Source organism: Streptomyces sp. SID12488 (assembly GCF_010548275.1).
In the GTDB taxonomy this organism is placed as follows: Bacteria; Actinomycetota; Actinomycetes; order Streptomycetales; family Streptomycetaceae; genus Streptomyces.
In genome coordinates, this window is record NZ_JAAGLT010000018.1 from 25,146 (window position 1) to 38,388 (window position 13,243).

Here is a 13,243-nt window from a genome sequence, read left to right on the forward strand (position 1 = left end):
AAATACCCAGCCCGTCCGGCGTTTGAGGACGAGCGCGTTCAGCGCGAAAGGGGGGTCTGGGGGCGCAGCCCCCAGGGGCGCGGCGCAGGCACCGGTACCGTTCACCCACATGCGCACCCTCCTCCTTACCGGCCCCGGCGGCTCGGGCCGTACCACCCTCGCCGCGGCCACCGCACTGACCGCGGCGCGCGACGGCACCCCCACCCTCGTCCTCAGCACCGACCGCACCGACACCCTCGGCGCCGCCCTCGGCACCCCCACCGGCCCCACCCCCGTACCCGTACCGGGCACGCCCCACCTCACGGCCTGGCGTCCCGACGCCGCCGAACGCTTCCGCGCCGACCTCACCGCCTTCCAGGACCGCGCCGCGAACGTCCTCGACTTCCTCGGCGCCTCCCGGCTCGACCCCGAGGAACCCACGCCCCTCCCCGGCGCCGAGGAACTGGCCCTGCTGCGCGCCCTGCGCGACGCCGCGCTCTCGGAGGCGTACGACCTCCTGGTGGTCGACCTCCCGCCCACCGCGCAGGCGCTCGCCCTCCTCGCCCTCCCCGAGGAACTCCGCCGCTATCTGCGCCGCCTCCTCCCGGCCGAACGCCAGGCCGCCCGCGCCCTGCGCCCCGTACTCGGCCGCCTCGCCGGCGTCCCGATGCCCACGGAGTGGCTGTACGAGGCCGCCGCCCGCTGGGACGTGGAACTGGCCGCCGTCACCGCGGTCGTCGAGGACCAGGACACCGTCGTACGACTGGTCGCCGAACCCGGCCCGGCCGGCACCGACGCCGTACGCGCCGCCACCACCGGGCTCGCCCTGCGCGGCCTGCGCGCGGACGTGCTGCTCGCCAACCGTGTCCTGCCGGAGCCCTCGACCGACCCCTGGCTCGCCTCCGTCACCGCCCAGCAGCGCAAGTCGCTGGATGACTGGCAGGAGGCGTACGCCCTCCACCAGGTCCCGCACCTCGGACACGACCCGCGCGGCACCGACGACCTGGCCGCCCTCCGCACGCCCGCCGTCAACCGGACCCCCGTCACCGTCGAGTGGCCCGTCACCGACCACCTCGCCGACGACGGTGTGCTCGTCTGGCACATCCCGCTGCCCGGCGCGATACGCGACGAGCTCGACCTGGTCCGGCGCGGCGACGAACTCGTCGTCACCGTCGGCCCGTTCCGCCGTATCGTGCCGCTGCCCTCGGCACTGCGCCGCTGCACGGTGGCCGGCGCGGCCCTGCGCGACGGCGAGCTGAGGGTCCGTTTCGCGCCGGACCCGGATCTGTGGCCGCAGACCCGATGAACGGCGTACGTCCATTCGGGTACCGTCGGAGAGACGAACCGTAGTCAGGAGCCCGCCATGAGCGAAGAGCGCCCCACATCCGAAACCGCTCGGGGGGACGCGGCCGACGAGGCACCGTACGAGACGCCCGTCTCCGACGCCGACGCCTGGGCGAAGGCCTGCGCCGAGGACCTCGAAGCGGAGAAGGCGCGCCGCCGGGCCCGGTACGGCCAGCCGCCGGCCTCCGCCGTCGAGGAACTGCGCAAGCTGGTCGACGCCGTCTCGGAGAAGCTGTCGTCCCTGCAGTCACCGCTGCTCGGCGCGGTCGCCCAGGGCACCGCCCAGCAGGTGGTGCAGCAGGTCGTCCAGCAGGCGAAGGCGGCCGTCGAACCGGTGATCGAACGCAACCCGGATGTCTTCGACCACCTGGCAGCCGCGGGCAACGAACTGCTCGCCGCCTACCGCTCGGCCGTCGTGTCCCAGGAACGCCGCTGGACGTCCCGGGAGGCCGACCGCGGAAAGAACCGGGGAGAGGGCAGGGGAGACGACCGGGGCGAGGGCACCGGCTCCGGCGAGCGCATCGACCTGGACTGACACCCCCCGAATCACCTCACGCCGGGCCCGCCCACCGCACGGACGAAGGGCATCCGGCGACAGGGCCTCGGGTACGGTTGACCGTAGCGGGGCTCCACCGAAACTGAGGGATTCATGGGACTCACCATCGGCGTCGATATCGGCGGCACGAAGATCGCGGCCGGCGTGGTCGACGAGGAAGGCAACATCCTCTCGACCCACCAGGTGCCGACCCCGGGCACGCCCGAGGGCATCGTGGACGCCATCGCCGCCGCCGTCGAGGGCGCACGCGCCGGGCACGAGATCGTGGGCGTCGGCATCGGCGCCGCCGGATACGTGAACCGCCAGCGGTCCACGGTCTACTTCGCGCCCAACATCGACTGGCGCGAGGAACCGCTGAAGGACAAGGTCGAGGCCCGCGTGGGCCTGCCGGTCGTCGTCGAGAACGACGCGAACGCGGCGGCGTGGGGCGAGTACAAGTTCGGCGCGGGCAAGGGCCACCGCAACGTCATCTGCATCACCCTGGGCACCGGCCTCGGCGGCGGCATCATCATCGGCAACAAGCTGCGCCGCGGTCACTTCGGCGTGGCCGCCGAGTTCGGCCACATCCGCGTGGTCCCGGACGGCCTGCTGTGCGGCTGCGGCAGCCAGGGCTGCTGGGAACAGTACGCGTCCGGGCGTGCCCTCGTCCGGTACGCGAAGCAGCGCGCCAACGCGACCCCGGAGAACGCCGAGCTGCTCCTCTCCCTCGGCGACGGCACGCCCGAGGGCATCGAGGGCAAGCACATCTCGATGGCCGCGAGGCAGGGCGACGCGGTCGCCGTCGACTCGTACCGCGAACTGGCCCGCTGGGCCGGCTCTGGCCTCGCCGACCTGGCCTCCCTCTTCGACCCCTCCGCCTTCATCGTCGGCGGCGGCCTCTCGGACGAGGGCGAACTGGTCCTCGACCCCATCCGCAGGTCCTACAAGCGCTGGCTGGTGGGCGGCAACTGGCGCCCGGTGGCCGACGTCATCGCCGCCCAACTGGGCAACAAGGCAGGCATGGTGGGCGCGGCGGACCTGGCGAGAGAACCAGACCCGATCATGTAAACACCCCCATACGTGCAGCTGCTCGCCGTTCCCTTCGCAGGGGGACGGCGAGCTGCTTTTTAGGGGCGCGGGGCTGTGTCATCGTGCGGCTCCGCCGCGTGGGCGCGACAAGCCACAATGGGCCGCCAGACGGCCAACTACCGCACCTCCCACGGCGAGTTCCCGACATCCCCCTCACCCCACCTCCGTATCTTGACCACATGGCGACGAACCCTCCGCTCCCCAACCCCGCTACACACCCCGACGGTTCCGCCGTCGTCCGAGTCCTCAGCTACAACATCCGCTCGATGCGCGACGACACCACCGCCCTCGCCCGAGTCATCACCGCCTGCGCCCCCGACCTCGTCCTCATCCAGGAAGCCCCCCGCTTCTTCCGCTGGCGCAAGAAACTCTCCCGCCTCGCAGCGGCCTCCGGCCAGGTGCTCCTTTCCGGCGGCGCCACCGCCGCAGGCCCCGCCCTCCTCTGTTCGCTGCGCGCCACCGTCGAACGCACCGAGGACGTCCTTCTCCCGCTCACCCCCGGTCAGCACCGCCGCGGCTTCGCGACGGCGGTCGTGCGCTTCGGGGGCGCCCGGCTCGGCGTACTGAGCTGTCACCTCAGCCTGCAGAAGGACGAGCGGTACGAGCAGTCCGGACTGCTCCTCGACCGCCTCGCCGCACTGGACGTACCGCACGCGGTCGCGGGCGGCGACCTCAACGAACGCCCAGCCGGCCGCAGTTTCCGGCGCCTGGCCACCGGCCTCCAGGACTGCTGGACCACGGCCCCCTGGGGTACGGAGTACACCTCGACGCCCACCGACCCGCACCAGCGGATCGACGCGATCCTGGCCACGCCCGGCATCGAGGTCCTCGGCTGCGGGGTGCCGACCGGCCTTCCGGGCGTGACGGAGACAGACCTGAGGGCGGCCACGGACCACCTTCCGGTCCTGGCGGCACTGCGTGTACCGGCATCCTGAGCCCAGCCCAGACCAGACCAGACCAGCCCAGCCCGCCCGGCGGAGTGCGGCGTCGAGAGGAGTTGCCTGAGGGCGGCCACGGACCACCTTCCGGTGCTGGCCGCCCTCAGAATCCCCGCGTCCCGGACATCCCCGATGCCATAGAACATCCCCGGAGCCGGACAGTGGTCGTCAGACCACAGCCCCCCGCCCCGGATCCTCCTCGTCCTCCTCGCCCTTCATCCGCGTCACCAGCGTCGCGAACCCGCCGAGGAACCCGCCGATGCTCAGTGTCGTCAGCCACCAGGTCATGTCCCAGCCCAGCAGTACGGCGAGCATCAGCAGGACCGGACCGCCGAGCACCGCCAGCCAGGCGAACCGTGCGGTCGTGTCGGAGGACGGCAGCGCAGGCGGCTCCGGCGGTACGAAGTGGCCCTCGTCGTCATCGTCGAAGTCGTCCTCCGACGCGTCGGGGGACGTGTAGTCGCGTGGGCCGCCGACGCCCGGGGCGAAGGCGACGGAACTGCCCAGCGGCTTCGCGGGCTGCCCGTCGCCCTTGGCCACCTTGTCGGCGTTGCCCTTGGGGTCGGGGTCGACGGTGTCGTCGGTGTCCTCGTTCGTGTCCGGTTCGAGCAGCGCCAGATCCTCGATGGACTTGAACGGCTTGGCGCCGGGCGGGTCCGGTGGCTCGTCCCCGTACGCCTCCACGATCGCGGCAAACGCGGCCGCCTCGTCGAAGGGCACACCCTTCTCCTCCGGCTCGCGGTCGGAGTCGTGCTCAGCCACCCGTGGCCGTCCCTTCCTGCTGCCCCACTTGGTCTCCCAGCCCCGCCGAGTCCTTCGACTCCTCGGACCCCTTGCCGGCCGCGGATGCGAGCCGGAGGACGAACGCGTGGCTCTCCTCGAAGATCCGGTCCGCATCATGGTCCAACGTCGCGACGTGGTAGCTCTGTTCCAGCACGATCTCCGTCACGTCCGTCGACGACACCCGGCTGAGCACCCGGGCCGAGTCGGCCGGCGGCACCACATGGTCGGCGCGGCTGTGCAGCAGCAACATCGGCTGGGTGACCTGCGGCAGCTCGGCGTCGACCAGGCGGTAGAACCTCCGCATCGAGTGCGCCGCGTGCAGCGGAACCCTGGGGTATCCGACCTCCGCGACGCCCTCCTTCTTTATGTCGCTCACGATGCCGGGCACCGAGGGCACCAGATGACGCACCACCGGAAGGGCGTACGCGGCAAGACCGTGCACCTTGTTCGCCGGGTTGACGACCACGATGCCGCTGATCCGGTCGCCGTACCGCGCGGCGAGCCGCAGGGTGAGCGCGCCGCCCATCGACAGGCCGAAGACGAACACCTGGGTGCAGCGCTCCAGCAGGGCGCGCAGCTCACGGTCCACCTCCGCGTACCAGTCCTGCCAGCCGGTGAGCTGCATGTCCTCCCAGCGTGTGCCGTGCCCGGGCAGCAGCGGCAGCGAGACGGTCAGGCCCCGCTCGGCGAGGTACTCCGCCCAGGGGCGCAACGACTGCGGGGAACCGGTGAAACCGTGGCAGAGGAGGACTCCGACCTCCCCGCCCTCATGGCGGTACGGCTCGGCTCCAGGAAGGACCGGCACCATCGGTCTCCTGTTCATGGGGTGGGTGACTGGGGTGGGTGATCACGCATGGAAGCCACGAGGCTTCGAGGCGTACTTCACCGTACGCGACCGCACTGACACCGACCAGGGCCGTCGGGCTCTTTGGCAGCGCTGCGGGTTAAGGTCTGATCTACATACACAGGAGGCAGTCGGTTGTTGTACGGCGCGATGAAGCTTTCCGTCGGGGTCCCGCTGAAGGTCGCCTTCAGGCCCTGGGTGGAAGGCCTGGAGAACGTTCCGGCCGACGGCCCGGCGATCCTGGCGAGCAATCACCTGTCCTTCTCCGACTCGTTCTTCCTCCCCGCGGTCCTCGACCGCAAGGTCACCTTCATCGCGAAGGCCGAGTACTTCACGACGCCCGGTCTCAAGGGCCGGATGACCGCCGCCTTCTTCAAGGGCGTCGGCCAGCTCCCGGTGGACCGCTCGGGGGCGCGCGGCGCGGGCGAGGCCGCGATCAGGAGCGGTGTCGAGGTCATCGAGCGCGGTGAGTTGTTCGGTATTTATCCGGAGGGCACGCGCTCGCCCGACGGCCGCCTCTACCGGGGCAAGCCCGGCGGCCTCGCGCGCGTGGCGCTGGCCACCGGGGCGCCGGTCGTCCCGGTGGCGATGATCGACACCGAGAAGATCCAGCCGCCGGGCAAGGTGATGCCCAAGCTGATGCGCCCGGGCATCCGCATCGGCAAGCCGCTCGACTTCAGCCGGTACCAGGGCATGGAACACGACCGTTTCGTACTCCGCGCCGTGACCGACGAGGTCATGTACGAAATCATGAAGCTCTCCGGCCAGGAGTACGTCGACATCTACGCGTCGGCCGCCAAGCGCCAGATCGCGGAAGCGGTGAAGGCGGAGAAACTGGCGGAGAAGCAGGCGCAGAAGGCCCTGGAGAAGGAACGGTCGGGCACCAAGTAGCAGTACCTGGGGGCGGGTTCGGGGATGGGCGGGGACATGGCCGTACGCGAGAGAGCCGTACGCGAGAGAGCCGTACGTGAGAAAGCCGTACGTGAGAAAGCCGGGCGTCCGAAGAGCATGCGGATGTCGGTCGAGCAGCCGCTGTGGCGTGCGCTGGCCGGGTACCGGGTGCTCACCATGCTGTACGCGGTGGGGTTCTTCGCCACCGCCTACGACGGGTTCCGGCGTCCCTGGGTCGCCGTCGCCTACTACTGTGTCCTGTTCCTCTGGACCCTGCTCACCCTGCCCTGGGTGGCGAACGCGGCCAGCTGCACCAAGCGCTTCCTCGCCGCCGACCTCACGGTCGCCCTCGTCGGCATCCTCATCACGCCCCTCGCCGACACCCACGAACGCGTCCAGTCGGGCGGCCCGACCCTGCCGTCGATATGGACCGCGGGCGCCGTCCTGGCCTTCGCGATCAAGGGCGGCTGGCGCTGGGCGGCCTTCGCGTCGACGCTGGTCGCCGTGGTGAACCTGGTCGAGCGCGGCACCCCGGCCCGTGACACCGTCCACAACGTGATCCTGGTGTGGGTCGCCTCCATCGCCATCGGGTACGTCGTCGAGGTCGCCCGCGCCTCCGAGCGCACCCTCGCCCGCGCCCTGGAGATCGAGGCCGCGACCCGCGAACGGGAGCGCCTCGCCCGGGACATCCACGACAGCGTCCTCCAGGTACTGGCGATGGTGCAGCGGCGCGGCGCCGTGCTCGGCGGCGAGGCCGGGGAACTGGGCCGGATGGCCGGCGAGCAGGAGGTCGCGCTGCGCGCCCTCGTCTCCGCCGGCCTCGTACCGGAGTCACGGGAGCAGCGGTACGCGGAGCCCGGGGCGCCGGGCACCGCCGTGCACGCGGCGGGAGAGTCCGCGCCGGACGCACTGGACGCGCCGGACCCGGTGGACCTGCGCACCCTGCTCGTCCCGTACGCCACCTCGACGATCACCCTCTCGGAGCCCGGCGCTCCCGTGCCGCTGGCCCGGGCCGCGGCGAAGGAGCTGGCCGCCGCGGTCGGCGCCGCCCTGGACAACGTACGGAAACATGCCGGGGAGGGGGCCCGGGCCTGGATCCTGGTCGAGGACGAGCCGGACTCCGTTGTCGTGACCGTGCGCGACGACGGGCCGGGCATCCCGGAGGGGCGGCTCGCGCAGGCCGAGGGCGAGGGGCGGCTAGGGGTGGCCCAGTCGATCCGCGGCCGGCTGCGTGACCTCGGCGGCGACGCCGAACTGATCTCGGTGCCGGGGCAGGGCACCGAGGTCGAACTGAAGGTACCGAAGGACACCAGAGCGGCACGGGGGAAGGCGGAGCGGCGATGACGGCCACCGGGAACGAGAACAAGGGCATGAGCGGGGACGGGGAAGGGGAAGGACGCCAGAGCCCGCTACGGGTGATGGTGGTGGACGACCATCCCATGTGGCGCGACGCGGTCGCCCGCGACCTGGCCGAGTCCGGGTTCGACGTGGTCGCCACGGCGGGCGACGGCGAGCAGGCCGTACGCCGGGCCCGCGCTGTCACACCGGACGTCCTCGTCCTCGACCTGAACCTGCCGGCCAAACCCGGCGTCCAGGTCTGCAAGGAACTGGTCGGGTCCCACCCCGCCCTGCGTGTCCTGGTCCTCTCGGCGAGCGGCGAGCACGCCGACGTACTGGAGGCGGTGAAGTCGGGCGCGACCGGCTACCTGCTGAAGTCGGCCTCGACGGAGGAACTGGTGGACGCGGTGCGCCGTACGGCGGTCGGCGACCCGGTGTTCACCCCGGGTCTGGCCGGTCTGGTCCTCGGCGAGTACCGCCGGCTGGCCTCCGAGCCGGCCCCGGCCGCGGGCGCCGACGAGCCCAGGGCCCCGGAGCTCACCGACCGCGAGACGGAGGTGCTGCGGCTGGTGGCCAAGGGCCTCAGCTACAAGCAGATCGCCGAACGCCTGGTCATCTCCCACCGCACGGTCCAGAACCACGTCCAGAACACCCTGGGCAAGCTGCAACTGCACAACCGGGTGGAACTGGTGCGGTACGCGATACAGCGTGGCCTGGACGACGAGTGAGAAGTCTCGACGCCGAGTGAGGCGCACGTCACACTGATCCTTCGTCAGGAACCCGCGGCGAAGGGACATTTCCATGCGCGTCGGAGTACTGACCGGAGGCGGCGACTGCCCCGGGCTCAACGCCGTCATCCGGGCCATCGTCCGCAAGGGCGTACAGGAGTACGAGTATGACTTCGTCGGCTTCCGGGACGGCTGGCGAGGTCCGCTGGAGGGCGCGAGTGTGCGCCTCGACATCCCGGCCGTGCGTGGCATCCTCCCGCGCGGCGGCACCATCCTCGGCTCCTCGCGGACCAACCCCCTCAAGCAGGAGAACGGCATAGCCCGCATTCGGGAGAACCTCGCCGCGCTGGAGGTGGACGCGCTCATCGCGATCGGCGGCGAGGACACCCTCGGCGTCGCGGCCCGCCTTACCGACGAGTACGGGGTGCCGGTCGTCGCCGTACCGAAGACGATCGACAACGACCTGTCCGCCACCGACTACACCTTCGGCTTCGACACCGCGGTCGGCATCGCGACGGAGGCGATCGACCGGCTGCACACCACCGCCGAGTCGCACATGCGCGTCCTCGTCTGCGAGGTGATGGGCCGCCACGCAGGCTGGATCGCCCTCCACTCCGGCCTCGCCGGCGGCGCCAACGTCATCCTCATCCCCGAACAGCGCTTCGACACCGAACAGGTGTGTGCCTGGGTGACCTCGCGCTTCAGTGCCTCGTACGCGCCGATAGTGGTCGTCGCGGAGGGCGCCATGCCCAAGGACGGCGACATGGTGCTGAAGGACCAGACCCTCGACTCCTTCGGTCATGTGCGGCTGTCCGGCGTCGGCGAGTGGCTGGCCAAGGAGATCGAGAAGCGGACCGGCAAGGAGGCGCGCACCACGGTGCTGGGCCATGTCCAGCGAGGCGGCACCCCCAGCGCCTTCGACCGCTGGCTCGCCACCCGCTTCGGCCTGCACGCCATCGAGGCGGTCCGCGACGGCGACTTCGGCAAGATGGTCGCCCTGCGCGGCACGGACATCGTCCGCGTCCCCATCGCGGAGGCCACGGCGAAACTCAAGACGGTCGACCCGAAGCTGTACGAGGAGGTCAGCGTCTTCTTCGGCTGAGGGCGCGCAGGGGCGCCCGGGTACGACCCCGGGCGCCCGTCCGCCTCAACCGAGGGTGCCCGCGCCCCGCAGCCGCCCCATCAACTCCCGTACGACAGCAGCCCCGTTGAGCGTCAGCACCGACTCCGGGTGGAACTGCACACCCGCGAAACCGGGGCCCCGCAGCGCATGCACCTCGCCGCTCGCACTCCGGCTGACCTCGATCCGGTGCGCCGCCAGCTCCCTGGAGGCCTCGTCGTCGCAGTGCGCCACGAAGCTGTTGTAGAAACCGACGGTCTCCGTCCGCCCGAACAGATCGATCTCCGTCTGGGCGCCCTGGTACGGCACATCCTTCCGTACGATCCCCAGCCCCAGCTCCGCCGCGATCAGCTCGTGCCCGAGACAGACACCGAGGACCCCGTGCCGGTGGTCCCGGACGACCTCGGCGGTCAGTTCGCGCAGGAACCGCATCCTCGGGTCGGCCAGGTCGCCCGGGTCACCGGGGCCGGGCCCGAGAACCAGCGGCCCCTCGTGCCCTGCGACGGCCTCCCGCAGCCCCGGCTCGTCGTAGCGCCGGACGGTCACCTCCAGGCCCGACGACCGCAGGACGTGCGCGAGCATCGCCGTGAAGGTGTCCTCGGCGTCGACGACCAGCGCGTGCCCGGAGAGTTCCGCTCCCTTTTCGGGCGCTTCCTGCATCCGCAGCCAGAACGGCGCCAGCGAGGCCCGCCGCCCGTCCAGCGCCGCCCGCACCCGTGGATCGTCCATGAGCCGCGGCCGTACGCCCGTCTCCCGGGGGCGTCCCGGTACGACACCCAGCGCGGCCAGCACCCCGGCCGCCTTGGCGTGGGTCTCGGCGACCTCGCCCGCCGGGTCCGAGCCACGGACGAGCGTGGCGCCGACCGGCACCCGCAGCCGCCCGTCCGGCGCGATGTCGGCGGTCCTGATGAGGATCGGTGAGTCGAGGGTCTGCGCCCCGCCCGCATCCCGCCCGACGAGCGCCAGCGCCCCCGCGTAATAGCCGCGCCCACCGACCTCGTGCCGCTCGATCACCCGGCAGGCGTTCTGGACGGGCGACCCCGTGACGGTCGCCGCGAACATGGTCTCCTTCAGCACCTCCCGCACATCCAGCGAGGACCGCCCCCGCAACTCGTACTCCGTGTGCGCGAGATGGGCCATCTCCTTCAGCCGGGGCCCCACCACGACCCCGCCCATGTCGCCGACGGTGCACATCATCTTGAGCTCCTCGTCGACGACCATCGACAGCTCCTCGATCTCCTTGCCGTCGGCGAGGAAGGAGAGCAGGTGTTCGGGGGTGGGCCCCTCGGCCGGATAGCGGTACGTGCCGCTGATCGGGTTCATGACCACGGTGCCGCCGGACATCCGGACGTGCACCTCGGGACTGGCGCCCACGAGAGTCCGCTCACCGGTGTGTACGACGAACGTCCAGTAGGCGCCTCGCTCCCCGACCAGCAGCCGCCGGAACAGGGCGAGCGCGTCGGCGCGTCCGAACCCGGGGATCTCGCCCTCGTACGTCCGCCGGATGACGAAGTTCGCCCCCTCGCCCCGCCCGATCTCCTCCCGCAGCACCCGCCCGACGATGTCCGCGTACTCCTCGTCGCCGACGTCGAAGCCACCGCTCTCGACCCGCACGTCATGAGCGGGGAGCCGGTCCAGCGCCTCCTCCAGAGGGAGTTCGTACGTCTCCTCGGGTGTGAGCACCGTGAGCGGAGTGCCGTCGTCGCGGACGTCGAAGCCGCGCTCGCGGATCTGGCGGAAGGGGATGAGAGCGAGACCCTCGTCGGGGATGTCGGCGAGCCGGTCGTACGTGCTCACCGGGCCGACCAGCAGTTCGACCACGGAGTGGTCGTGACCGGGGGCGCGGCGGTGGAGCAGCGCGAACGGGCGGTTGTCGTGCAGGAGCCGGTCGAGTCGCATCGTTCCTCTTCCATCGATCGATGACTGGATCAGTGATCGGGAGGAACGGCCCGGCGCGGAAGTCCGCGGAAGTCCGCGAAAACACCGAAGGCCGCCCCTCGGGCGGCCTTCGCGAAGTCTTGCGTACGCGCAAGTCAGTGGGCCGCCGAGTGAGCGGGCCACCACCAGTTCTGGTTCTGGGTCGAGTGCGCGAACATGCGACGGACCATACACCAAGGGTCGCGGGCAGATCGTGAACCGGCGCACGGACCAGCGATTCCGCTCACCGGACCCGAACGAGCGAACCGCGTCTCACTTGATGAGCAGGCGGATGGACGCCCGACACGACCCCGTAATGTTGGGTCCGTGACCGTGAACGCTAAGACCAGCGCCAGCGCTGGCAACACCTGGCGAGACCTGCCCGCGGCGCAGCAGCCCGAGTACCCCGACACCGAGGCTCTGCGCGCAGTCGTTGCGGAGCTCGAGTCGTATCCGCCGCTCGTCTTCGCGGGCGAGTGCGACCAGCTGCGCGCCCGGATGGCGGCCGTCGCCAAGGGAGAGGCGTTCCTCCTCCAGGGCGGCGACTGCGCCGAGTCCTTCGACGGCGTCGGCGCCGAGCAGATCCGCGCCAAGCTGAAGACCCTCCTCCAGATGGGCGCCGTCCTCACCTACGCGGCCTCCGTGCCGGTCGTGAAGGTCGGCCGGATCGCCGGCCAGTACTCGAAGCCGCGCTCCAAGGGCACCGAGACCCGCGACGGTGTGACCCTGCCGACGTACCGCGGTGACTCGGTCAACGGCTTCGACTTCGACGAGAAGTCCCGCATCCCGGACCCCGAGCGGCTGAAGCGGATGTACAACGCGTCCGCCTCCACGCTCAACCTGGTCCGCGCCTTCACCACCGGCGGCTACGCCGACCTGCGCCAGGTGCACGCCTGGAACCAGGACTTCGTGAAGTCGTCCCCGTCCGGCCAGCGGTACGAGCAGCTGGCCCGCGAGATCGACAACGCGCTGAACTTCATGCGCGCCTGCGGCACGGACCCGGCCGAGTTCCAGACGGTCGAGTTCTACTCCTCCCACGAGGCGCTGCTGCTGGACTACGAGTCGGCGCTGACCCGTGTCGACTCCCGCACCGGACGGCTGTACGACGTCTCGGCGCACATGGTGTGGATCGGTGAGCGCACCCGGCAACTGGACGGCGCGCACATCGAGTTCGCCTCCCAGGTCCGCAACCCGATCGGCATCAAGCTCGGCCCGACGACGACGGCCGAGGAGGCGCTGCAGTACATCGAGCGTCTCGACCCGGACCGTGAGCCGGGCCGGCTGACCTTCATCGTCCGGATGGGCGCCGACAAGGTCCGTGACAAGCTGCCCGAGCTGGTCGAGAAGGTCACGGCGTCGGGTTCGACGGTGGCCTGGATCACCGACCCGATGCACGGCAACACGTACGAGGCGGCCTCCGGTCACAAGACCCGCCGCTTCGACGATGTGCTCGACGAGGTCAAGGGCTTCTTCGAGGTCCACAAGGAGCTGGGTACGCACCCCGGCGGTATCCATGTGGAGCTGACGGGTGACGACGTCACCGAGTGCGTGGGCGGCGGCGACGAGATCTTCGTCGACGACCTGCACCACCGCTACGAGACGGCCTGCGACCCCCGGCTGAACCGCAGCCAGTCGCTCGACCTGGCGTTCCTGGTCGCGGAGATGTACCGGGACCAGTAGCAGATCACCAGTAGTTGCGCCTCTTACCGGCGCGTGCCATGGGGCGCGGATCACATA

At 71.0% G+C, this 13,243-nt stretch carries 12 protein-coding genes; 9 read left to right on the forward strand and 3 right to left on the reverse strand.

Annotated elements, in window-relative coordinates; genetic code table 11:
* The first annotated feature begins 109 nt into the window (after positions 1-109).
* From G3I56_RS25275 to G3I56_RS25290, 4 genes are all read left to right on the forward strand, one after another.
* Complete coding sequence (locus G3I56_RS25275) at positions 110-1,285, forward strand: ArsA-related P-loop ATPase (protein ID WP_164412701.1); 1,176 nt, start codon at positions 110-112, stop codon at positions 1,283-1,285.
* Positions 1,286-1,342: 57 nt separating this feature from the next.
* On the forward strand, positions 1,343-1,858 hold the full coding sequence (locus tag G3I56_RS25280; RefSeq protein WP_164412703.1) for a DUF5304 domain-containing protein: 516 nt from the start codon (positions 1,343-1,345) through the stop codon (positions 1,856-1,858).
* A gap of 114 nt (positions 1,859-1,972) precedes the next feature.
* Positions 1,973-2,926, forward strand: a complete 954-nt coding sequence (locus tag G3I56_RS25285) for an ROK family glucokinase (protein WP_164412705.1) — start codon at positions 1,973-1,975, stop codon at positions 2,924-2,926.
* Between the two features lie 200 nt (positions 2,927-3,126).
* On the forward strand, positions 3,127-3,882 hold the full coding sequence (locus G3I56_RS25290) for an endonuclease/exonuclease/phosphatase family protein (RefSeq protein WP_164412707.1): 756 nt from the start codon (positions 3,127-3,129) through the stop codon (positions 3,880-3,882).
* A gap of 171 nt (positions 3,883-4,053) precedes the next feature.
* Here G3I56_RS25290 and G3I56_RS25295 read toward each other — a convergent pair whose 3' ends face one another.
* The gene (locus tag G3I56_RS25295; protein WP_164412708.1) at positions 4,054-4,647 is read right to left on the reverse strand and encodes a hypothetical protein; all 594 of its coding nucleotides are present in this window, start codon (positions 4,645-4,647) and stop codon (positions 4,054-4,056) included.
* The gene (locus G3I56_RS25300; RefSeq protein WP_164412922.1) at positions 4,640-5,473 is read right to left on the reverse strand and encodes an alpha/beta fold hydrolase; all 834 of its coding nucleotides are present in this window, start codon (positions 5,471-5,473) and stop codon (positions 4,640-4,642) included. Before G3I56_RS25300 ends, G3I56_RS25295 begins: the two co-directional genes overlap by 8 nt.
* Before the next feature lie 174 nt (positions 5,474-5,647).
* On the opposite strand from G3I56_RS25300, the gene G3I56_RS25305 reads away from it, so the two are divergent.
* The 4 genes from G3I56_RS25305 (at position 5,648) to G3I56_RS25320 (ending at position 9,571) form a co-directional block, all read left to right on the forward strand.
* Positions 5,648-6,403, forward strand: coding sequence for a lysophospholipid acyltransferase family protein (locus G3I56_RS25305; RefSeq protein WP_164412710.1), 756 nt, complete (start codon positions 5,648-5,650; stop codon positions 6,401-6,403).
* Between the two features lie 123 nt (positions 6,404-6,526).
* On the forward strand, positions 6,527-7,747 hold the full coding sequence (locus G3I56_RS25310; RefSeq protein ID WP_203690648.1) for a DUF5931 domain-containing protein: 1,221 nt from the start codon (positions 6,527-6,529) through the stop codon (positions 7,745-7,747).
* A 26-nt stretch (positions 7,748-7,773) separates the two neighbouring features.
* The gene (locus G3I56_RS25315; RefSeq protein WP_239135099.1) at positions 7,774-8,469 is read left to right on the forward strand and encodes a response regulator transcription factor; all 696 of its coding nucleotides are present in this window, start codon (positions 7,774-7,776) and stop codon (positions 8,467-8,469) included.
* Between the two features lie 73 nt (positions 8,470-8,542).
* Positions 8,543-9,571 carry a 6-phosphofructokinase gene (locus G3I56_RS25320; RefSeq protein WP_164314520.1) on the forward strand — a complete coding sequence of 343 codons (1,029 nt, stop codon included), beginning with the start codon at positions 8,543-8,545 and terminating at the stop codon, positions 9,569-9,571.
* 45 nt (positions 9,572-9,616) lie between these two features.
* Here G3I56_RS25320 and G3I56_RS25325 read toward each other — a convergent pair whose 3' ends face one another.
* On the reverse strand, positions 9,617-11,488 hold the full coding sequence (locus tag G3I56_RS25325; protein ID WP_164412712.1) for an anthranilate synthase family protein: 1,872 nt from the start codon (positions 11,486-11,488) through the stop codon (positions 9,617-9,619).
* 345 nt (positions 11,489-11,833) lie between these two features.
* Here G3I56_RS25325 and G3I56_RS25330 point away from each other — a divergent pair, with 345 nt between their 5' ends.
* Positions 11,834-13,186, forward strand: a complete 1,353-nt coding sequence (locus tag G3I56_RS25330) for a 3-deoxy-7-phosphoheptulonate synthase class II (RefSeq protein WP_164412713.1) — start codon at positions 11,834-11,836, stop codon at positions 13,184-13,186.
* The last annotated feature ends 57 nt before the right edge of the window (positions 13,187-13,243 follow it).